Source organism: Pseudoflavonifractor sp. An187 (genome assembly GCF_002160275.1).
Taxonomy (GTDB): Bacteria; Bacillota; Clostridia; order Oscillospirales; family Oscillospiraceae; genus Enterenecus; species Enterenecus faecium.
The window spans coordinates 54,722-76,590 of the sequence record NZ_NFKG01000006.1; the positions used below are offsets into that span (position 1 = coordinate 54,722).

General features: G+C 61.3%; 21 protein-coding genes. 20 read left to right on the plus strand and 1 reads right to left on the minus strand.

What is annotated here, in order from left to right:
* Positions 1-3 precede the first annotated feature (3 nt).
* From B5F22_RS04735 to srtB, 4 genes are all read left to right on the plus strand, one after another.
* Complete coding sequence (locus tag B5F22_RS04735; RefSeq protein WP_087391432.1) at positions 4-573, plus strand: DUF4886 domain-containing protein; 570 nt, start codon at positions 4-6, stop codon at positions 571-573.
* Positions 570-1,709, plus strand: a complete 1,140-nt coding sequence (locus B5F22_RS04740) for an exonuclease SbcCD subunit D (protein ID WP_087391434.1) — start codon at positions 570-572, stop codon at positions 1,707-1,709. The genes B5F22_RS04735 and B5F22_RS04740 overlap by 4 nt, the downstream gene beginning before the upstream one ends.
* A complete protein-coding gene (locus B5F22_RS04745) occupies positions 1,706-4,483 on the plus strand; it encodes an SMC family ATPase (RefSeq protein WP_087391436.1) in 2,778 nt (925 codons plus the stop codon). The genes B5F22_RS04740 and B5F22_RS04745 overlap by 4 nt, the downstream gene beginning before the upstream one ends.
* A 75-nt stretch (positions 4,484-4,558) precedes the next feature.
* Positions 4,559-5,362: a class B sortase gene (srtB, locus tag B5F22_RS04750; RefSeq protein WP_087391438.1), complete on the plus strand. Its 804-nt coding sequence runs from the start codon at positions 4,559-4,561 to the stop codon at positions 5,360-5,362.
* Between the two features lie 45 nt (positions 5,363-5,407).
* On the opposite strand, the gene B5F22_RS04755 is transcribed toward srtB, so the two are convergent.
* The gene (locus B5F22_RS04755) at positions 5,408-6,112 is read right to left on the minus strand and encodes a hypothetical protein (protein ID WP_087391440.1); all 705 of its coding nucleotides are present in this window, start codon (positions 6,110-6,112) and stop codon (positions 5,408-5,410) included.
* Positions 6,113-6,563: 451 nt separating this feature from the next.
* Between B5F22_RS04755 and B5F22_RS04760 the strand changes: the two genes are divergently transcribed.
* From B5F22_RS04760 to B5F22_RS04835, 16 genes are all read left to right on the plus strand, one after another.
* Positions 6,564-7,913, plus strand: a complete 1,350-nt coding sequence (locus tag B5F22_RS04760) for a potassium transporter TrkG (protein ID WP_087391442.1) — start codon at positions 6,564-6,566, stop codon at positions 7,911-7,913.
* Between the two features lie 13 nt (positions 7,914-7,926).
* On the plus strand, positions 7,927-8,574 hold the full coding sequence (locus B5F22_RS04765; protein ID WP_087229428.1) for a TrkA family potassium uptake protein: 648 nt from the start codon (positions 7,927-7,929) through the stop codon (positions 8,572-8,574).
* On the plus strand, positions 8,571-9,341 hold the full coding sequence (locus tag B5F22_RS04770; protein WP_087391444.1) for an RNA methyltransferase: 771 nt from the start codon (positions 8,571-8,573) through the stop codon (positions 9,339-9,341). Before B5F22_RS04765 ends, B5F22_RS04770 begins: the two co-directional genes overlap by 4 nt.
* A gap of 25 nt (positions 9,342-9,366) precedes the next feature.
* Positions 9,367-10,611 (plus strand): DNA-processing protein DprA, encoded by a 1,245-nt coding sequence (gene dprA / locus B5F22_RS04775; protein WP_087370356.1) that lies wholly within the window; start codon positions 9,367-9,369, stop codon positions 10,609-10,611.
* A 6-nt stretch (positions 10,612-10,617) separates the two neighbouring features.
* The gene (gene topA / locus B5F22_RS04780) at positions 10,618-12,942 is read left to right on the plus strand and encodes a type I DNA topoisomerase (RefSeq protein WP_087229437.1); all 2,325 of its coding nucleotides are present in this window, start codon (positions 10,618-10,620) and stop codon (positions 12,940-12,942) included.
* A 15-nt stretch (positions 12,943-12,957) separates the two neighbouring features.
* Positions 12,958-14,259 (plus strand): methylenetetrahydrofolate--tRNA-(uracil(54)-C(5))-methyltransferase (FADH(2)-oxidizing) TrmFO, encoded by a 1,302-nt coding sequence (gene trmFO, locus B5F22_RS04785; RefSeq protein WP_087391446.1) that lies wholly within the window; start codon positions 12,958-12,960, stop codon positions 14,257-14,259.
* A gap of 18 nt (positions 14,260-14,277) precedes the next feature.
* Positions 14,278-15,339 (plus strand): phosphate acyltransferase PlsX, encoded by a 1,062-nt coding sequence (gene plsX, locus B5F22_RS04790; protein WP_087370362.1) that lies wholly within the window; start codon positions 14,278-14,280, stop codon positions 15,337-15,339.
* An 86-nt stretch (positions 15,340-15,425) separates the two neighbouring features.
* The gene (locus tag B5F22_RS04795; RefSeq protein WP_087229446.1) at positions 15,426-15,659 is read left to right on the plus strand and encodes an acyl carrier protein; all 234 of its coding nucleotides are present in this window, start codon (positions 15,426-15,428) and stop codon (positions 15,657-15,659) included.
* Between the two features lie 60 nt (positions 15,660-15,719).
* Positions 15,720-16,400, plus strand: a complete 681-nt coding sequence (rnc, locus tag B5F22_RS04800; protein ID WP_087229450.1) for a ribonuclease III — start codon at positions 15,720-15,722, stop codon at positions 16,398-16,400.
* A 103-nt stretch (positions 16,401-16,503) separates the two neighbouring features.
* Positions 16,504-17,295, plus strand: coding sequence for a segregation/condensation protein A (locus B5F22_RS04805; protein WP_204210519.1), 792 nt, complete (start codon positions 16,504-16,506; stop codon positions 17,293-17,295).
* Positions 17,296-17,297: 2 nt separating this feature from the next.
* On the plus strand, positions 17,298-17,900 hold the full coding sequence (scpB, locus tag B5F22_RS04810) for an SMC-Scp complex subunit ScpB (RefSeq protein ID WP_087229453.1): 603 nt from the start codon (positions 17,298-17,300) through the stop codon (positions 17,898-17,900).
* A complete protein-coding gene (locus tag B5F22_RS04815; RefSeq protein WP_087391448.1) occupies positions 17,897-18,562 on the plus strand; it encodes a DUF2953 domain-containing protein in 666 nt (221 codons plus the stop codon). Before scpB ends, B5F22_RS04815 begins: the two co-directional genes overlap by 4 nt.
* Positions 18,537-18,938: a GerW family sporulation protein gene (gene ytfJ, locus B5F22_RS04820; protein WP_087370369.1), complete on the plus strand. Its 402-nt coding sequence runs from the start codon at positions 18,537-18,539 to the stop codon at positions 18,936-18,938. Before B5F22_RS04815 ends, ytfJ begins: the two co-directional genes overlap by 26 nt.
* 46 nt (positions 18,939-18,984) lie before the next feature.
* Positions 18,985-20,121 carry a D-alanyl-D-alanine carboxypeptidase family protein gene (locus tag B5F22_RS04825; RefSeq protein WP_143482189.1) on the plus strand — a complete coding sequence of 379 codons (1,137 nt, stop codon included), beginning with the start codon at positions 18,985-18,987 and terminating at the stop codon, positions 20,119-20,121.
* Between the two features lie 17 nt (positions 20,122-20,138).
* Positions 20,139-20,843 carry a pseudouridine synthase gene (locus tag B5F22_RS04830; protein ID WP_087229465.1) on the plus strand — a complete coding sequence of 235 codons (705 nt, stop codon included), beginning with the start codon at positions 20,139-20,141 and terminating at the stop codon, positions 20,841-20,843.
* Positions 20,844-20,980: 137 nt separating this feature from the next.
* Positions 20,981-21,853 carry a MurR/RpiR family transcriptional regulator gene (locus B5F22_RS04835; protein WP_087229468.1) on the plus strand — a complete coding sequence of 291 codons (873 nt, stop codon included), beginning with the start codon at positions 20,981-20,983 and terminating at the stop codon, positions 21,851-21,853.
* Positions 21,854-21,869 lie beyond the last annotated feature (16 nt).

Consider the following 21,869-nt stretch of genomic DNA (forward strand, 5'->3'; position numbering starts at 1 on the left):
TCCATGAGAATTTTAATGCTGGGAAACAGCTTTACCTTTTTTAACGATATGCCGGACATGCTGGCTGAGCTCACTGGGGCGGAGGTGGTAGCCCACACCCGAGGTGGGGCGCGCCTGTCCGAGCAGCTCAACCCCAACACCCGGATGGGGGCCGCCACCCAGGCGGCGCTGCGGGAGGAGAAATGGGACTATGTGGTACTCCAGGAGATGAGCAACGGCCCCATCACCAGTCCGGCGTCCTTTTTCAGCAGCGTCACCCGCCTGTGTGAGCAGATTCGGGCCAATGGAGCGGTACCGGTGCTCTACGCCACCTGGGCCTATCAACGGGGCGGGGCGAAGCTCCGGGCCTTTGGCATGGACTACGACCAGATGTACCAGCAGCTCCACCAGGCCTACGCCCAAGCGGCCCAGGACACCGGGGCGTTGATGGCGGATGTGGGCACCCGGTTTTACCAGCTGGCGGACCAACAGGAGCTGTACGCCCAGGACAGCTACCACCCCAGTGAGGCGGGCTCCCGCCTGGCCGCCCAGGTGCTGGCCCAGACCATCCAGCGGGGGACCGAAGACGTATGAAATTCATCCATTTGTCCGACCTGCACCTGGGAAAGCGGGTCAACGAGTATTCCATGCTGGAAGACCAACGGTATATTTTAAAGAAAATTATACGCATTGTAGAGGATGAGCGGCCCCAGGGGGTGCTCATCGCCGGGGACGTATACGACAAGTCGGTGCCCACGGCGGAGGCAGTGGCCCTGCTGGATGACTTCCTGGTCCAGCTGTCCCGGCGGGGGCTCCAGGTCTATCTCATCAGCGGCAACCATGACTCCCCGGAACGCATGGCCTTTGGCGGGCGGCTGATGGAGCAAAGCGGCATCCACATCGCCCCGGTGTACAACGGCACGGCGGCGGTGTATACCCTCGCCGATGAGTATGGCCAAGTGCATATCCATCTGCTCCCCTTTGTCAAGCCCGCCTATGTGCGGCGATATTTTCCCGAGCAGGAGATCACCAGCTACACCGACGCGGTCACCACCGCCATCCAGGCCATGGAGGTGGACTGGAGGGAGCGGAACATCCTGGTGACCCACCAGTTTGTCACCGGGGCCACCCGGTGCGACTCGGAAGAGGTATCGGTGGGAGGCACCGACCAGGTGGACGTGTCCGCCTTTGACGACTTCGACTATGTGGCTTTGGGCCATCTCCACGGGCCCCAGACGGTGGGGCGGGAGACGGTGCGCTACTGTGGTACCCCTCTGAAATACTCCTTTTCCGAGGCGGGACACCACAAGTCTGTGACCGTGGTGGAGCTGGGGGAGAAGGGAAATGTGGCGGTGCGCACCGTGCCCCTCACCCCGCTGCGGGACCTGGTGGAGCTGCGGGGCAGTTATGAGCAGCTCACCCTCCGGGACTTCTACCAGGGCACCCGCTATCCCCAGGACTATATCCACATCACCCTCACCGATGAGGAGGACATCCCCGACGGAATGGCCAAGCTGCGTATTATCTATCCCCACTTGATGAAGCTGGACTATGACAATTGCCGCACCCGGGCAGAGCATTCCATTGAGATGGAGGAAGACCAGGAGAAAAAGTCTCCGCTGGAGTTGCTGGACCAGTTTTACGCCCTGCAAAATGGGCAGCCCATGGGGGAGGAGCAGCGGGCCTTTGCCCAGCAATTGATGGAATCCATTTGGGAGGGTGAGCGATGAGACCACTACACTTGACCTTGTCCGCCTTCGGCCCTTATGCCGGGCAGGTGGAAATTCCCCTGGAACAGCTGGGAGAGCGGGGGCTGTACCTCATCACCGGAGACACCGGGGCGGGGAAGACCACCATCTTTGATGCCATCACCTATGCGTTGTATGGGGAGCCCAGCGGGGACAACCGGGACCCATCTATGTTCCGCTCCAAGTACGCCCAGCCGGACACCCCCACCTGGGTGGAGCTGGTATTCTCCTACGGCGGGCAGACCTACACGGTCCGGCGCTCCCCGGAGTATGAGCGCCCCGCCAAGCGAGGGGGCGGCACCACCCTCCAGCGGGCGGAGGCGGAGCTGCACCTCCCTGACGGCCGCCTGGTCACCAAGACCCGGGAGGTCACCGGGGAAATTGTGAATATCATCGGACTGGACCGCAGCCAGTTTGCCCAGATTGCCATGATCGCCCAGGGGGACTTTCTCAAGCTGCTGCTGGCGGATACCCGTAGCAGACAGGAGATTTTTCGCAAGCTCTTCCCCACCCGAGGGTACATGGTGTTCCAGGAGAAGGTGAAAAGCGAGAGCGGCGCTCTACAGAGGGAGTGTGAGGCGGCTCGAGCCAGCGTCAAACAGTACATCGACGGGGTGCTCTGCCCCCGGGAGGACCCGATGTACCCCCAGTGGGAGCGGGCCTGGGCGGGAGAGCTGCCCATCCAGGAGACGGTGGAACTTCTGGAGGCCCTCTTGGAGCAGGACCGGGAGCGGGACACCCAATGCAGTGAGGAGCTGGAACAGCTGGACGGAGAGTGGAAGGCTGTCACCGCCCTGTTGGCTAAGGCGGAGGAGCTGGAAAAGGCCCAAAGCCAGCTGGAAGAGGCCCAAGCCCGGCGGAAGACCTGTGCCGCCCAGTGGGAGGCGGCGCAACAGCAGCTGGAGGCCCAGACGGCACAGGCACCACAGTTGGAAGGCCTGCGGGCCCAGTTGGCGGACCTGGAGGCAGGGCTGCCCCGGTATCAGGAGCTGGACCAGCTGCGCCAGAATCTTACGGCTCAAACCCAGAGCATCCGACAACAGAGCACCTGGCTGGAGGAGCAGGAGAACGAGCAGCGGCGGCGGGAAAAGGAGCTGGAACTCTGGCGGCAGGAGCGGGCGGGCCTGGAAGAGGCAGGAGCCCAGCGGGAGCGGCTGCTGGGACAGCAGACCCGGGCCCAGGAACAGAGCCAGCAGCTGGAGGAATTAAGCACCCTGCTGGCAGGGTGCCGTCAGGCCCGTGTGAACTTGGAGAATGCCCAGAAACGCTATGGTGTGGCCCGGCAGAAGGCACAAGCGGCTCAAGAGGACTACACCGGGAAAAATCAGGCCTTTTTGGATGAGCAGGCGGGAATTTTAGCCCAGCAGCTGGCAGAGGGCCAGCCCTGTCCCGTGTGCGGGTCCCTGGCCCATCCCACCCCCGCCCAACTCTCCCCGGGGGCACCCACGGAGGAGGAGCTGAACCGGGTCAAGCAGGCCTGGGAGGCGGCCCAGCAGACCGCCAGCACCTGGAGTGTGGAGGCGGGAAAGGCCCGTACAGCTCTGGAGGAGCGGGAGCAGCGTCTGCGCAGTCAAATGGTTCACGTGCTGCCAGAGCAGGGGGCAGACCAGCCCTTGGACCAGGTGGCCCAAGCCATTCGGGAGGCCCAGAGAAAAGCCCAGGAGGCATTGGACCAGGTGAGGGGACAGCTGCGCCAGGTGGAGGCTGCCTTGGCGCGCAAGCGACAGCTGGACACTCAAATTCCCCAGCAGGAACAGCGGCTAGGAGAGCTGGAGCAGGCCATAGCTTCTGCTCGGGAGCAGCTGGCAGGAGCAAACAGCCGGCGGGAAGAGCTGCAGGGGCAGATTCACACCCTGGAAGGGCAGCTGCGCTACCCTCAGGCGGAACAGGCCAGACAGGAGCAGAGTGACCTGAAAGGGAAGCTCCAGCGGCTGGAGGAGGCTCAAACTCAGGCTCAGCGGCGGGCCAATGCCGCCCAACTGGCCCTGACGGGGGCAGAGGAGGCGGTGAAGCAGCTGACCCACCTGGTGGAGCAGAGCCAGCCGGTGGACTTGGTGGCCCAGCGGGCCCGCAGCCAGGAGCTGACCCTGCGGCGTGCCCAGTTGACTGCTGTGCAGCGGGAGCTCCACACCCGCATTACTACCAACCGCACTGCCTTGGAACAAATCCAGGGAAAGACCGCCCAGCTCACCCAGCTGGAGCAGCGGTATACCTGGGTGCGCACGTTGTCCAACACCGTCAACGGTACCTTGCCGGGGAAGGAGAAAATCGCCCTGGAGACCTATGTGCAGATGACCTTCTTTGACCGCATCCTCCGCAGAGCTAACCTGCGGCTGCTGGTGATGACCGGGGGCCAGTACGAGCTAAAGCGCCGCCGGGAGGCGGCGGGCAGCCGGGGCCAGAGCGGCCTGGAGATGGATGTCATCGACCACTACAACGGCACCCAGCGCAGCGTCAAGTCTCTGTCCGGGGGCGAGTCCTTCCAGGCCTCTTTGGCCCTGGCCCTGGGGCTGTCCGATGAAATCCAGTCCTCTGCCGGGGGTATCCGCCTGGACACCATGTTCGTGGACGAGGGTTTCGGCTCCCTGGACGAGGAATCCCTGAACAAGGCCATGGGGGCGCTGGGAGATTTGGCCCAGGGCAACCGCCTGGTGGGCATCATCTCCCATGTGTCCGAGCTCAAGGAGAAAATCGACAAACAGATCGTGGTGCGCAAGGACCGCACCGGCGGCAGCCGGGTGGAGATTGTGGTGTGACACAGCATTGAAATTTGCCTATAGTTATGGTATAGTAAATACGTTCAATTTTACCACAGGGAAAGAAGGGTACGCATGAAGTGGTTGTATCGAATTATCTGCGCCATCCTCATTGTTGTGATGGCGGTGTCAGGGTATAAGATTTGGAGTATCATGTCGGAGTACAAGGAGGGCGAGGACGCCTACGGAGAGCTGGAGCAGTTTGTGAGCATCCCCAGCGAGCTGCCTGTGATTCCCTCCGAGTCTGGCGAGGAAGAGAACCCAGATGGCACTCCGGCCCCCCAGGCTACCGAGAATTTGAATCAGTTCCCGGTGGTGGATTTTAATTCCTTGAAGGGGATCAACCCGGACGTGATGGCCTGGATTTACATCCCCGGCACCCATGTCAACTATCCTGTGGTGCAGGGTTCGGACAATGAGTACTACCTCAACCGCCTGTTCACCGGTAAGTGGAACAGTGCGGGCGCCATTTTCATGGACTACCGCAACGAGGCAGACCTCACCGACCCCAATACCATCATCTACGGCCACCAGATGAACAACAAGACCATGTTCAACGACCTGCGCCACTATGCCGACCAGAGCTTCTATGAGGAGCACACGGTGGGCTACCTGATGACCCCGGACCAGACCTATCTGCTGCAATTCTTCTCCGGCTATGTCAGCAGCGTGGACACCAACGCCTGGCAGCTGAACTTCACCGAGGAGGGCAGCTTTACCAGCTGGCTGGAGGATATCCAGGGCCGTTCTGCCTTTACCACCGATGTGCAGCTGCGGGAGGAGGACCGGATTGTCACCCTGTCCACCTGTAGCTCCGCCTTTGAAAATGCTCGTTTTGTCCTGCATGCCCGTTTGGTGCCTGCTGAGGTCAACGGATAACAAATGCCCCGAGAGGCTTCAAGCCTCTCGGGGCATTTGTTGCAATTATTGGGCCGTCTGGGCCGAGGAGCCGAAGCAGATGCGGCGGATGGGAGGGAGGACCACCTTCTGAACGGGACCCATGACGGTCCCCACGCCCACGGCGCTGACGATGGTGCCCACAAAGACCAGGCTGGTGGGATAGCCTGTGATGCCCTGATTGAGCTGAATCACACCCATAAATACCAGAGACAGCACCAGAGCGATGACCACGGTGGCGGTGTCCACCACCACCTTGACCTGGCGGAAGGTCTTGTGCTTCACGGCTTGAGTGATGGCCAGGGTCATGCCCTCCATGGGCATGTTGATGAGATCGGTGGCCACATAGGCGGACACTCCAATGGCGATGAGCACCAGGCTGATGAGCATCATGACGACACGCCCTGCCACAGTGGGCAGACAAATGCCGCCCATAAGAAAGTTAGTGAAGTCCACGAAAAAGCCGAAGATAGTGGAGAAAATCAGCTGTGTCAGGTCAATGAGGCGAAACTGTCGCCGCTTGATGAGAATTTGTGCCACAATAAACAGGGAGAAAATGATAATCACACAGGTGCCCATCTCGATGTTGGTGATGGCACTGAGTACGGCGGGAATGGAGTTTACCGGCGACATTCCCAGGTTGGAGTTGGCCGCGAAGGTGACCCCAAAGGCCATGACAAACAGGCCCAGCACATAAAACAAAATCCGACAGCAAAATTTTCGTCCATCCATATAATATGAAGTCTCCTTTTTTAGGCAGGAAGGAAACCGCGGAAAACCAGATGGTTTTCCGCGGTTTCTCCCAATAAGCCCGTGATTATGATACTTAATTATACGCCTGAGAGGACCTGGAATCAATATACAATTTGCATCATGCAAGATATAGGGCGATTGAAAAATGCGGGGAGATTCCACAAAAGGCAGGAGTTGGCGGGGATGGGAACAAAGGGGTTGAAATTTCCCATGGTTATTTGTACAATGTAGGGGATCGCCTGCGAAGAAGCGAGTGCGGGCGGGAAAGAACGGGAAACCGTCAGAGTTTCCCAATCAGAAACGGGGAGGGCGAGAACCATGAAGCAACGATGTGAACTCGTCGGCCCGTGTTTGAACAGATCTGCGCAAAGTCATACCGGCAGAGGGCTCTGACGGTATGACTTTCCTATGGAATGGAGAGGTGTGGAAGATGAGTGGCAGAGGGCGGCGGAGACGGGTGGTCAACTCCACCAGAGTCATCGCCTTATCGTTTGCTGGAGTCATTTTGACGGGGGCGTTGCTGTTGATGCTCCCCATTGCGTCCCGGTCCGGGGTGAGCTGTGGGCCCATCACGGCCCTGTTCACCGCCACGTCCGCCACCTGTGTGACGGGCCTAATCGTGGTGGACACCCTGACTCAGTTTACCCTGTTTGGTCAGGTGGTCATTTTGGCTTTGATTCAGCTGGGCGGCTTGGGCTTTATGAGTGTGATCTTTCTGTTGGCCAGCCTGGTAAAAAAGCGCATGTCGCTGAGTCAGCGGCTGATGATGGTGTCCGCCTTTAACCTCAACGACATGCACGACGTGGCCCGATTGGTGGGTGGAGCGTTCCGCCTGACCTTCCTGGTGGAGGGCATGGGCGCCATTGTGCTCACGGCGTGTTTCTGGCCCCGCTATGGGCTGGGGGCCATTTGGAAGGGCGTGTTCACCGCCGTGTCCGCCTTTTGTAATGCGGGCTTTGACCTGCTGGGCCCCGACGGCTTGGGCAGCCTGTCCACCTATTCCGATAACCCGGTGGTGCTGCTCACGGTGGCCTGCCTGATTGTGTGCGGCGGTCTGGGCTTTTTTGTGTGGGAGGAGATCATACACAAGAAGTCCTTCCACCGTCTGTCCCTGTACAGCAAGATGGTGATTGTCATCACGGCATCCCTCATTGTGGGAGGCATGCTGTTTTTCCTGCTGGTGGAGCATGATAACCCTGAGACGCTGGGGGGGATGCCCTGGTGGCAGCAGGGGCTCAACGCCCTGTTCCAGTCCATCACCCTGCGTACCGCCGGCTTTTTGAGCATTTCCCAGGGCGGACTGCGAGAGGTGTCCCAGTTTGTGTGCGTTCTCTTCATGCTGGTGGGCGGCTCTGCCGGGTCCACCGCTGGTGGTATTAAGACCGTGACCTTGGGCGTGCTGGTGCTGGCCATGCGGGCCGGGCTCCACGGCCGCAGCGAAGTGACCATCCGGGGCCGAACCATCCCCCTGACCAAGGTGCTCTCCGCCGTGACCTTGGTCCTGGTGGTGTCTGTGATGTTCCTGTTCTCCTCCATCACCATCTCGGTGGTGGATGAGGTCCCCTATCTGTCCGCTGCCTTTGAGACGGCCTCTGCTCTGGGCACGGTGGGTCTGACCACCGGAATCACCCCAACCCTGTCCACCTTCTCCCACCTGTTGCTGGTGGCGATGATGTACTTGGGCCGTGTGGGTGTGCTCTCTCTGTCCGTGGCATTCTTGACCCAGGGCGGGCGGCAGAGCCGCATTAGCTATCCGGAAAGTGACGTTATGATCGGTTAATGGAGGAATTGACGTGAAGAATTTTGCAGTGTTTGGCCTGGGCCGCTTTGGAACGGCGGTGGCCAGAGAGTTGTTCGAAGTAGGCCATGACGTGTTGGCCGTGGACACGGACCGGGATCGGGTGCAGAGTGTGGCCGACCTGGTGACCCACGCCGTGGTGGGCGATGCTCGAGACCCGGCGGTACTCAATGCCCTGGGCATTGGCGAGTACGACTGTGCCGTGGTGGCCGTGGGCAACGACGTGGGCAGCAGCGCCCTGATTACCATGCGTCTGAAAGAGGCCGGGGTGCCCCGTGTGGTGTGCAAGGCCATGAGCCACGTCCACCAGCGTCTGCTGGAGAAGGTTGGGGCGGACCACGTGGTGTTCCCCGAGCATGAGATGGGCATCAAGGTGGCCCAGGGTCTGGCCCGCTCCAACATCCTCAACTACATCGAACTGTCTGAGGACTACGGCATCGTGGAGGTGGACCTGCCCGCCGCTTGGCAGGGCAAGACCATCCGGGACCTGGACATCCGGGCCAAGTATGCCCTGAACGTCATTGCCGTGCGCCGTGGCCAGGAGGTCAACGTCTCCCCGGGGGCAGACTACGTGCTCTTCCCCAATGACAAGATGATGGTGCTGGGCCGGGATGAGGACATTGCCAAGATATGCGACAAATGAGACATGAAGTGATATCCAGCCGCTCCAACCCCATGGTCATCCGGCTGCGCAAGCTGGGCAGCAAGCGCAGCGCCCGCCGGGAGGAGGGGGTATTCGTGGGGGAGGGGCCCAAGCTGCTCCAAGAGGCGGTGCGCTGGCGCATTCCCCTGGAGACAGTGGTGTACGCCTCCGGGGTCACCCTGCCTCAGCTGCCCGACGACGTGCGGGTGGTGGAGGTGCCGGACTCTCTGCTGGAGGCGGTGGCCCAGACCCAGACCCCTCAGGGAGTGGTGTTTGTCTGCCGTACCCCCGCTCTGGAACTTCCGGAGCAGCTGACGGGGAACCGCTACCTCATTTTAGACGGGGTGCAAGACCCGGGCAATGTGGGGACCATCTGGCGTACCGCTGACGCCTTCGGGGCGGACGGCCTCATCCTGTGCTCCGGCTGCGCCGACCCCTGGAGCCCCAAGACGGTGCGGTCCACCATGGGGGCGGCGTTCCGCCTGCCTGTGTGGGAGTGCACCCTGGAGCAGGCGGCGGCACGGCTCCGGGCGGCGGACATTCCCCTGTACGCCACAGCCCTGCGGGAGGACACCGTGGACGTGCGGCAGGTCTCTCTGACTCGCAGCGGCGTCATCATCGGCAGCGAGGGCCGGGGCGTGTCCGACCTGAGCTTGCAGCTGTGTGAGAAGACGGTGAAAATTCCCATGGTGGAGCGATGCGAATCCCTCAACGCCGCCGTTGCGGCGTCGGTGGTGCTCTGGGAGATGGCCAGAGACCAATTATAAAGGAGAGAGAAGGGGGCGGGGAACGGTGTCCCACTTGAAATACTGGGTGTGGTTGTCCACTCGGCGAGGCCTGGCGGGGGTGACCATGCAGCGGGTGCTGGACCACTTCGGCGGGCCGGAGCGGGTATACTACGCCCATGCCAAGGACGTGGATGAACTCACCGGGCTCAGCGGTCTGGCCCGATCCTCGCTCAAGGACAAGTCCATGAGAGAGGTGGAGCGGATTTTGGACCGCTGCGACCAGCTGGGCATCCGGGTGATGACCCGTCAGGATGCGGTGTATCCCCAGCGCTTGGAGAACATCCCCCAGCCGCCCTTGGTGCTCTACGCCAAGGGACGCCCCATCTCTCTGGACGACCAGGTGGCCATTGCCATGGTGGGCACCCGCAGCTGTACCCCTTACGGGGAGCGGGTGGCGGGAAAGCTGGCCATGGAGCTGACCCACGGCGGCGCTATGGTGGTGTCCGGTATGGCCCAGGGCATTGACGCGGCCTCCATCCGGGGAGCCCTCATGGCCGGGGGCACGGTGGTGAGCGTACTGGCCGGAGGGCTGGACGTTATTTATCCCCGGTACCACCGCTTCCTCTACGAGGATGTGGCGGCCTCCGGGCTCCTTCTCTCGGAATATCCCCCAGGGACCGAGCACAAGGGCAGCCACTTCCCAGTGCGCAACCGCATCATCAGCGGCCTGTCCCTGGGCGTTGTGGTGGTGGAGAGTCCCCGGCGGGGCGGCGCTCTCATCACAGCCAGCCATGCTCTGGACCAGAACCGGGACGTATACGCCGTGCCCGGTGCCATCGACGCCCCGGCCAGCGAGGGCACCAACCGCCTCATCCAGGAGGGAGCCGCCAAACTGGTGACCTGTGGGGAGGATATCTTGTGTGAATGGCGGGATCGCTTCCCGGAAAAATTAGGGGTACAGCCCCCTCTGAACCCCCAGGTGGTGGAGCAGAGATTGCAGCAGTTGGAGCAGGTACAACCGGCTCCCGTTTCCCCCAAAACAGCCCCCGCTGCGGAAAAAGAGGTTGACAATCCCGAAAGCATGGAATATATTGACTGGAAGGAGTGCCGGAAAAACCTGACCGATGACGAGCAGGTGGTGCTCCTGGCTCTGCAAGAGGGAGCCAAGGGAGCGGACGGCCTGGTGGAGCACACCCAGCGCTCTGCCAGACAGGTTCTGGCTGCTCTGACCATGTTGCAGCTGCAAGGGTACGTGACCCAGGGAAAGGACAAGCGATTCCGGGCAGCGGTGAAACTGAAAATGGAGTAAGAATCTATGGGAAATACGAATTTGGTGATTGTAGAGTCACCAGCTAAGGCAAAAACCATTGGAAAATATTTGGGACCGGACTATCAGGTGAAGGCGTCCATGGGCCACGTGCGGGACCTGCCCAAGAGCAAGCTGGGCGTGGACGTGACCACCTTCGAGCCGGACTATCAGGATATTAAGGATAAGGAAGAGACCATTTCTGAGCTGAGAAAGGCCGCCAAGGACAGCCAGCGTGTCTATCTGGCCACCGACCCTGACCGAGAGGGAGAGGCCATCTCCTGGCACTTGCAGTCGGTGCTTGGAGTACCCAAGGAGAAGACCTGCCGGGTGACCTTCAACGAGATCACCCGCAAGGTGGTCACCGAGTCCATCGCGTCCCCCCGGGAGATCGACCAGAACCTGGTGGACGCCCAGCAGGCCCGGCGTATTCTGGACCGCATCGTGGGCTATCAGCTCTCCCCCTTGCTGTGGAAGAAGATCCGCCGTGGCCTGTCTGCGGGCCGTGTGCAGTCCGTGGCCACCCGTCTGGTGGTGGAGCGGGAGGAGGAGATTCGCGCCTTCGTGCCCAAGGAGTACTGGTCCATCACCGCCGACCTGGGCCGCATCGCCCCCAACATCGGGGCCTTCCGGGCGGAGTTCTACGGCCGGGACAAGAAGATGGAACTGGGCAACGCCCAGGAGGTGCAGGAGGTCATGGATGCTGTGAAGGCAGACACCTTCACAGTGCGGGCAGTCAAGCGCCAGGACAAAAAGCGTAATCCCGCCCCGCCCTTTATCACCTCCACCTTGCAGCAGGAGGCCTCTCGAAAGCTGAACATGACCCCTCGGCGCACCATGTCCGTGGCCCAGCAGCTGTATGAGGGTGTGGACATCACCGGAGAGGGCACCGTGGGTCTGATTACCTACATGAGAACCGACTCTCTGCGCCTGTCTGAGGAGGCTCTGGCTTCCGCCAAGACCTTCATCGAGGCTCGGTACGGCAAGGACTATTATCCCGAAAAGACCCGCCGCTTCAAGGCCAAGGACTCTGCCCAGGACGCCCACGAGGCCATCCGTCCCTCGGATGTGAACCTCACCCCGGAGCAGTTGAAGAAGGACCTGACCAGCGAGCAGTATCGGCTGTACAAGCTCATCTGGAGCCGGTTTCTGGCCTGCCAGATGGCCCAGGCTGTTTATGACAGCGTGTCCATTGAGGTGGAGAGTGCCGGGTACCAGTTCCGGGCCAGCCACTCCTCCATCAAGTTCTCCGGCTTCACCGCCGTGTATGAGGAGAGCCGGGACGACGAGGACGAGGCGCCTCAGTCCCCGCTGCCCGACTTGAAGGAGGGGGAGGCCCTGCGTCTGGACGACCTGAGCCCCTCTCAGCACTTCACCCAGCCCCCCGCCCGATTCACCGAGGCCACCCTCATCCGGGCTCTGGAGGAGAAGGGCATTGGCCGACCCTCCACCTATGCCCCCACCATCTCCACCATCACCGACCGGGAGTACGTGGTCAAGGAGGGCAAGCACCTGCGGCCCACTCCCCTGGGAGAAGTGGTTACAGGGCTGATGAAGGACAAATTCTCTGACATTGTGGACCCCGCTTTTACCGCCCAGATGGAGGAGCGGCTGGACAAGGTGGAGACCGGCGAGGTGAACTGGAAGCAGGTGCTGTCCGACTTCTACACCGACTTTGACCAGGAGATGAAGAAGGCGGAGAGCGAGCTGGACGGGGAGCGCATCAAGGTCCCCGACGAGGTCTCCGAGGAGATCTGCCCCGAGTGCGGGCGCAACCTGGTGGTGAAGTCCGGGCGGTTTGGCCGCTTCCTGGCCTGTCCCGGCTGGCCGGAGTGCAACTTCACCATGCCTCTGGTGGTGGAGATGCCGGGCAAGTGCCCCCTGTGCGGCGGCCGCCTGGTCAAGCGCACCGGAACCAGCAAGAAGACCCACAAACAGTATACCTACTACTGCTGCGAACACCTCAACAGTAAGGACGAGAGCCGCCGCTGTGAGTTCCGTACCTGGGACGTGCCCGTGAAGGACTGCTGCCCCGAGTGCGGCCACACCATGTTCAAGAAAGCGGGCCGGGGCTACAAGCGCCCCTTCTGCATCAACGAGAAGTGTCCCAACTTCCTACCGGAAGAGAAGCGGGGCGGCTTCCGCAAGAAGACCGAAGAGGGCGAGGCAGCCCAGCAGGTGGAAGGTCAGGAGCAGGCCGAGGGCGAGACCAAGAAGAAGACCACGGCGAAAAAGACCACCGCCAAGAAGAGCACGGCGAAAAAGACCACCACGAAGAAGACGACCACCAAGAAAACCACGGCCAAAGCCGCCAAAGAAGCGGACGAGGCCTGAGATAAAGGAAGAACTATGAATGTAACCATCATTGGCGCAGGCTTGGCGGGCTGTGAAGCCGCCTGGCAGCTGGCCCAACGGGGGATTGGGGTGACCCTGCACGAGATGAAGCCCCACAAGATGACCCCCGCCCACCACAGCAACGGCTTTGCGGAGCTGGTGTGCTCCAACTCCCTCCGCTCCGACCAACTGGAGAATGCGGTGGGGCTGCTGAAAGAGGAGCTGCGCCGCTGTGGCTCCCTCATCCTGCGCTGTGCCGACCAGACCCGTGTGGAGGCGGGCGGCGCTCTGGCCGTGGACCGGGAGGCCTTCTCCCAGGCGGTCACCGACGCCGTGCGTAGCCACCCCAACATCACCGTGGTGGAGGGGGAGGTCACCCACATCCCGGAGGGAGAGGTCATCATTGCCAGTGGCCCCCTCACGTCCGAGGGGCTGTCGGAGGAGATCGCCAAGCTCTTTCCCAACAGCGGGTATTTGAATTTCTACGATGCCGCCGCTCCCATTGTCACCTTTGAGAGTATCGACATGGACCACGCCTGGTTTGCCTCCCGGTATGACCGGGGCACGGCGGACTACATCAACTGCGCCATGAGCCAGGAGGAGTACCAGGCCTTCTGGAAGGAGCTGTGCCAGGCCGAAGAGGCCCCTGTCCACGGCTTTGAGGACGGTCGGGTGTTTGAGGGGTGTATGCCCGTGGAGGTCATGGCTCGACGGGGGGAACAGACCCTGTGCTTTGGTCCCCTCAAGCCCAAGGGCCTGCCCGACCCCAAGACGGGGAAGGAGCCCTATGCCGTGGTGCAGCTGCGCCGGGACAACGCCCAGGGCACCCTGTACAACATCGTGGGCTTCCAGACCCATTTGAAGTGGGGAGAGCAGAAGCGGGTGTTCTCCATGATTCCCGCCCTGGCCCATGCCGAGTACGTGCGCTACGGGGTCATGCACCGCAATACCTATCTGGATTCCCCCCGGCTGCTGGACGCTTACTACCGGGTACGGGGCCAGGAGCGCATCTGCTTTGCCGGACAGATCACCGGTGTAGAGGGGTATGTGGAGTCCACCGCCTCCGGCTTTGTGGCCGGGGTGGAGCTGGCCAACCGCCTGCTGGGCAAGCCAGCCGTGGACTTTCCCCGGGAGACCGCCTTGGGCGCTCTGGCTCAGTACGTGAGCAACGAGAGCGTGGTGGACTTCCAGCCCATGAACATCAATTTTGGAATCATGCCGCCCCTGGACCACAAGGTCAAGGGCAAGCGAAACAAAAATGCAGAGCTGTCCCGCCGCTCTCTGGAGCTGGTGGATGCCCTGCGAGAGAAGCTGTAACGAGAAGGAGGGCCGGAGATGAAGATCATTGTAGACGCCATGGGCGGTGACAACGCCCCTCAGGCACCGGTGCGAGGTGCCTTGGATGCCATTGCCGAGTACGGCGTAGAAGTGGTACTGGTGGGCCGTGGAGAGGAGATTCTGGAGGCCCTGCACAAGGAGGGGGTCACAGAAGTGCCTCAGGGCCTGGAGATCACCCACGCCAACCAGGTGGTGGAGATGTGCGACAACCCCGCCACCGCCTTCAAGGAGAAGAAGGACTCCTCTCTCACCGTGGGCCTGAACCTGCTCAAGGACGGCACCGGAGATGCCTTTGTCTCCGCCGGCTCCACCGGAGCCCTGCTGTCTGCCGCCACTCTGATGACCAAGCGCATCAAGGGCATCCGCCGGGCGGCTCTAGCCCCTGTGGTGCCCACGGGTAACGGCGGGGCGGTGCTCATCGACTGCGGCGCCACCGCCGAGTGCACCCCCGAGTTCCTGCTCCAGTTTGCCTTTATGGGCAGCTACTACGCTGAGCGGGTGCTGGGTCGTCCCGAGCCCAAGGTGGGCCTTTTGAACATCGGAGCGGAGCCCTCCAAGGGCACAGACTTGCAGCGGGAGGCCTATGGCCTGCTGCAAAAGGCCTCGGATGAGGGCCGCATCAACTTCGTGGGCAACGTGGAGGCCCGGGAGGCGGTGTCCGGCTCGGTGGACGTCATCGTCTCCGATGGTTACTCCGGCAACATCTTCCTCAAGACCATGGAGGGCGTGGGCATCTACATGGCCCGGGAGATCAAGAAGATGTTTCTTTCCAGTCTCAAGACCAAGATTGCAGCTCTGCTGGTGAAGGACGGCCTGCGGGAGTTTAAAAAGAAGATGGATTCCGGCGAGGTGGGCGGCACGCCCCTGATGGGCATTTCCCACCCCGTGATCAAGGCCCACGGCTCCTCCGACGGCTATGCTATGAAGAACGCCATTCGTCAGGCCATGGAGTACAGCAAGTCCGGCATCATCGAGGATATCACGGAAAACGTGGAGTACATGCGCCTGCCCGTGAAGGGCTTGGCAAAAAAGCAGGAGACAGACGGGACTGCGGAGTAAAAACTGTCAAAAAGACACTTGACAGGGACGCATCAAGCCCCTATTATGTTGTTACCAAAGCAACATAAAAGGAGCTTGAGAAAAGTATGTTTGAAAAATTGTGTGCCTTGATTGCCGAGCAGTTTGGCGTGGACGCTGACGCCATCACCAAGGATACCGCCTTTGTGGACGAGCTGGGCGCGGATTCTGTGGACCTGGTGGACCTCTCCATGGCTCTGGAGGAGGAGTTCGGCATGGAGGAGATGGAGGAAGAGGAGATCAGCTCCATCGTCACCGTGGGCGACCTGTACAAGTACATGCAGGAGCATCTGGATCTGTAAGAAGTCATTTGATTTGGGGAAAGCCCTGCCACTGGCGGGGCTTTTTCCGTGGAGGGTAGTATGAAAAGTTTGGAAGAGAAGTTGGGGTATCAGTTTAAAAACCTATCGCTGCTGGAGCACGCTATGACCCATAGCTCCTACGCCAACGAGCACCGCTCGGAGGGCGTGACCAGCAACGAGCGGCTGGAGTTTTTGGGGGATTCGGTCCTGGGCCTTGTGGTGGCACAGCATTTGTTTTCCTCGCATCCCAACATGCCGGAGGGGGAGCTGACCCGGACCCGTGCAGCGTTGGTGTGTGAGGAAAGCTTATACGAGGTGGCCAAGGTCCTGGATTTGGGCGCCTATTTGAAGCTGGGTAAGGGCGAGGCCGCCGGAGGCGGGCGCACTCGTCCCTCCATTCTGGCCGATGCCACCGAGGCCACGCTGGCGGCGGTGTATCTGGACGGCGGCATGGCCGCCGCGGAGAGCATCATCCGCACCTTTATCCTGGACAAGGAGCGGGAGAAAGCGGTGGATCGGGACTATAAGACCGCCTTGCAGGAGCTGGTGCAGCGCAAGCCCGGAGTGAGCGTGAGCTATCGCCTGGTGCGGGAGATTGGACCGGACCATGCCCGGATTTTCGTCATGGAGGCCGCCGTGGACGGCGTCCCTGCCGGACAGGGTAAGGGCCACACCAAGAAAGAGGCGGAACAGATGGCGGCCCGAGCCGCCCTGGAGAAGCTGGCCGGAGCGAAAGCCTGATGGACCCCAAGGGCACTGACGGGTTTGACCCGTGGGTGCCCTTGTATTTTTGTGTGAAATTCGATATAATAATCTCGATTTCATCCCAAGAGGGGGGAGAAGTATGGATGTCCCGGTATACCATCTGGACAAGGTGGTAAAAGTAAGACAGGAGGGCATGGAGGACTTTGACGGGCCTCTGGACCTCATTCTCCACCTGCTGAGCAAAAACAAAATCGAAATCCGGGACATCTCCATCACCCTGCTTCTGGACCAGTACCTGGATTGGATGGAACAGAGGGAGCGGCTGAACCTGGAGGTGGCCAGCGAGTTTGTCATTATGGCTGCCCACCTGGTGTACATCAAGACCCGCATGCTCCTCTCCATCGACGACGAAGAGGCTTTGAGCGAGATGGAGCAGCTCATGGCGGCCCTGGAGGAGCACCAGCACAAGGAGAGCTATGAGCGCATCAAGGGCATCACCAATGTGTTGGCAGGGCGGTACGAGTTCGGACGGGACTACCTGGTGGGCCAGCCTCAGCCTCTGCCCCAGGAGACGACCTACCGCTATCAGCATGACCCGGCAGACCTCACCGAGGCCTTTCGCCGTCTGTTTCAGCGGGGGGATGGAAATGTCCCGCCGCCCACCCGGGCCTTTCACGGCATTGTGGGCCGGGAGCCCTACCCGGTGGAGACCAAGGCCCGGTGGATTCTGGACCAGCTGACCACCCTGGGAGTCACCCACTTCCGGGCCCTGTTTCGGGGCAGCAAGAGCCGCTCGGAGATTGTGGCCACCTTTCTAGCGGTGCTGGAGCTGTGTAAATCCAATCAAATCTATCTGGCTGGCACCGGGGAGGACAGTACCTTGACCTGTACCCACCCGGAGTCCCAGGCGGCGGAGGACGGAGGAGCCTGAGCATGGAATTGAAGGAGTTGGAATGCACCATAGAGGGCATCCTATTTGCAGCCGGGGACCCGGTGCCGGTGGAGCGCATGGCCGCCACCCTGGAGCAGGATGTGGAGACGGTGGACAGCGTGTGCCGGAAGCTGGCCGACGAGTACCGCTACCAGCGCCGGGGCATCTGCCTGGTGCGTACCGAGCACAGCTGGCAGATGTGCACCGCCCCCGAGTACGCAGACCCCATCCGCAAGACCTTGGAGCACCGCAAGCCCCCCAAACTGTCCCAGACCGCCTTGGAGGTGCTGGCCATTGTGGCCTACTTCCAGCCAGTGACCCGGGCGTACATTGAGCAGATTCGGGGGGTGGACAGCTCCTACACCGTGGGAATTCTGCTGGAGCGGAAGCTCATCGAGGAAGCGGGGCGGCTGGCGGTCCCGGGCCGTCCCATGCAGTTTCGCACCACCCACCACTTTTTGCGCACCTTTGGTCTGACCAGCCTGGACGAGCTGCCCGAGCTGCCCTCGGCCAGCCAGGAGGGCACCCAGCTGACCCTGGATCTGGAGTCGGCCATCGCCAAGATGCAGGAGGACGAGGGGGAAGAACCCTCGGGTGAGGCATGATGATTTGGATTGTACTGGGCTGCGTGGTCCTGGCCCTGGCGCTGCTTCTGCTGGTGCCTGTGCGGGCCAAGGCCAGCTACAGCCAGGAGGGAGTTCGGCTGGCCCTGGAGCTGGGGCCCATCACCGTTCCGGTGGTGCCAAGACCCGCCAAACGGCCCAAGAAAAAGAAAAAGCAGCCCAAGGAACCGAAAAAAACACCCCAGCCGGAGAAAGAGAAAACCAAGAATCTGTTGGGGAACCTTTTGAACCCCGGCTCGTGGAAGAAGTTCCAACGCTATCTGCCCCTCATCTGTGAAGCGGCAGGGGAGCTGCGCCGGAAGATCATCGTGCGCAAGCTAAAGATGCACCTGATCTGGGCAGGGAAGGACCCTGCCTCCGCTGCCATCGGCTACGGAATGATCAACGGGGTCATCGGCGGCATCTGGAACCTCATCGACGGCAACTTCCGGGTGAAGGACCACAAATTTGTGGTGGACCTGGACTACGACAAAAAGGAGCCCCAGGTGTCAGCTCAGGCAGAGCTCTCCCTGACCATGGGCCAGTGTCTCAGCTTTGCCCTGCGATATATCAAAAAACTGGCGGCCATCAAGGCCGAAGAGGGTGGAACCACCCAGCACTCCAAGGAGGTAAACAGTCATGAGCGAACAAAAGCATCCCATTAATGAAGTGTTGCAGACGACCATGAGCCGGATTCGTGAGATGGTGGACACCAACACGGTGGTGGGCCAGCCCATCGTCACCGCCGACGGCGTGACCATCATCCCCGTGTCCAAGCTGTCCTTTGGCTTTGCCACTGGCGGCTCCGACTTCGGCAAGACCCCCAACGTGGAAAAGAACTTCGGCGGCGGCGCCGGGGCCGGGGTCAACGTCACCCCCGTGGCCTTCCTCATTGTCAAGGATGGCAGCGTGCGGCTGTTGCCCGTGGCTCCTCCCGCTGGGGACTCGGTGGGCCGGGTGGTGGATCTGGTGCCTGAGATGTTTGAAAAGGTCACCGGATATATCGACAAAAAGACCGGCACGGATAAGAGCGGAGAATAAAGGTGATACTACTCCCATCTGATACCTTGGATGGGAGTGACCTTTTTTGAGGAAGATTGCGGCCCTGTTGGTGGCCTTAACACTATTGTTTGGTACCTCCGCCCCGGCGGGAGCGGTGTCCACCTCCGCCTCGTCGGCGGTGCTCATGGATGCGGGGTCCGGGCGTGTGCTCTTTGAGGAGGACATGCACACGCCCCGCCCCATTGCCAGCATCACCAAGCTGATGACCGCCTTGGTGGCGGTGGAGGAGACCTCCGACCTGTCCCAGGTCATCACCGTAGAACCGGAATGGCTGGAGGGGGTGGAGGGCTCTTCCCTCTATCTCAAGGCGGGGGACCAGCTGACCCTGGAGACTCTGCTCTACGGGCTGCTGCTCCAGTCGGGCAACGATGCCGCCCAGGTCATCGCCTGCTGGATTGGGGAGGACCTGGAGGGGTTTGCACAGCTTATGAATGAGAAGGCCCGGGAGCTTGGCATGAGCAACACCCATTTTACCAACCCCAGCGGCCTCAACCAGGAGGAGCACTACTCTTCCGCCTATGACATGGCCCTTCTGGCCTGTGCCTGCCTGGAAAACCCCACGGTGGCCAGCATCTGCGCTACCCAGAATATCTCCCTGGAGGGGCGCACCTTCGTCAACCACAATAAGCTCTTGTGGCTGGAGGAGGACTGCGTGGGCATGAAGACCGGGTACACCGAGGCCTCCGGCCGCACTCTGGTGTCGGCGGCCACCCGGGGGGCGCAGACCCTGGTGTGCGTCACCCTCAATGACCCGGATGACTGGGACGACCACCAGGCCCTGCTCCACTACGGCTTTGATACCTACCCGGTCACCCAGCTGTGCGGGGAGGGGACAGCGGTGGGCCAGGCGGCGGTGGCGGGCAGTGTGCAGCCCACGGTGTCCCTGGTTGCCCAGGGGGACTGCTGGTTCCCGCTGGCGGAGGGAGAACAGCTGGACATGCAGCTGGACGTATACTCCCCCTTGACCGCCCCCATTCCCGCCGGGACCCAGGTGGGCACTGCCCGTTGGATTTTGGACGGGGAAGTGGTGGCAGAGATGCCCGTGGAGACTGGGACCGGGGTGGAAGACGACCGATGGAAACCAAACGCCCTGGTGCGCTGGTGGATGGGCCTGTGGGGCAAGAGCTGGGAGACCACCGTGCCCGGCATGGGACTGATTTAGACAAGGAGCGTGAGCGTGTGGAGGAACGGATACAGAAGATCCTCTCCGGGGCCGGGATCTGTTCCCGGCGCAAGGCGGAGGAGTATTTGAACGCAGGGCGGGTGCAGGTCAACGGACGGGTGGCTGCCCTGGGAGAGAAGGCGGACCCCCAGCGGGACCACATCCAGGTGGACGGGGTGGCATTGACCCAGCCCCGCCGCCATACATATCTCATGCTCCACAAGCCCAGGGGGTACGTCACCACTCTCTCGGACGAGAAGGGGCGCAAGACAGTGGCCCAGCTGGTGGCAGACTGCGGGGTGCGGGTATGGCCAGTGGGACGGCTGGACATGGACTCGGAGGGGCTGCTGCTGCTCACCGACGACGGAGACCTCACCCACAAGCTCACCCACCCCTCCCACGAGGTGCGCAAGGAGTACCACGTCCAGGTCACCGGAGACGTGACGGCGGCCCTGCCCATCCTCTCCAAGCCCATGGTGGTGGACGGGGAGGACATGGTGGCCGATGAGGTGGAGCCTCTGGGGCCCCAGAAGCTGAAAATCGTCATTCATCAGGGGAAGAACCGCCAGGTGCGGCGGATGTGCGCCGCCGCCGGGGTCACGGTCACCCGTCTGGTGCGGGTGCGGGAGGGTAATCTCCGGCTGGGAAACCTGAAACGGGGCACCTGGCGGACCCTGACCGCAGGGGAGATGCAGGAATTGTTTCATGAAATTTGCAAGTGACGGTAAACTTCTTGCAAAACCTCTTGCATTTTACCAAAAGAGCGAGTATGATAGGACAGAGAAACAATGATGGAAATCGGCGGCCCTTGGTGGTACGCCGATTTTCTTGGGCAAGGAGCCAGTGAGGGGGAACCGCTGTGAGTCGGGATATTTTGACGCTAATTCAGAGCAATATGGGCACATTTTCCAAGGGCCAAAAATTGATTGGCCGTTTTATTTTGGAGAATTACGACAAGGCGGCGTTTATGACGGCAGCCAAGCTGGGACAGACGGTGCGCATCAGCGAGTCCACGGTGGTGCGCTTTGCCGCCGAACTGGGCTTTGACGGTTACCCCGCCATGCAGCGGGCCTTGCAGGAGATGATTCGCAGCAAGCTCACCACCGTGCAGCGCATTGAGGTGTCCAACGACCGACTGGGGGACCACGACCTGCTGGAGAAAGTGGTGCAGTCGGACATTGAGAAAATCCGTACCTCCCTGGAGGAGTTGAGCCGGGAGGAGTTCTCGGCGATTGTGGAGGCCATTGTCAAGGCCAAACATATCTACATCCTGGGTGTGCGTTCGGCGGCCGCCCTGTCCGATTTCCTGGCCTTTTATTTCAACCTGATTTTTGACAACGTGCGCCAGGTGCACACCACCCTGGCCAGCGAGATGTTTGAGCAGATGCTCCGGGTGGGAGAGGGGGACGTGGTCATCGGCATCAGCTTCCCCCGTTACTCCACCCGCACGGTGCGGGCCATGGAGTTTGCCCGGGACCAGGGGGCCACGGTGGTAGCCCTCACCGATAGCGCCATGTCGCCCCTGTATGATACGGCCAACCTCCGCCTGCTGGCCAAGAGCGACATGGCCTCCTTTGTGGACTCCCTGGTGGCTCCGCTGTCCATTCTCAACGCCCTGATTGCGGCGGTGGGACGGAAGAAGGAGGCGGAGGTCACCGCCACCTTTGAGCGGCTGGAGAACATCTGGGACGAGTATCAGGTGTATGAGAAGGTGGAGTATGACGGGAAGTAATCAAACACGCCCGGGA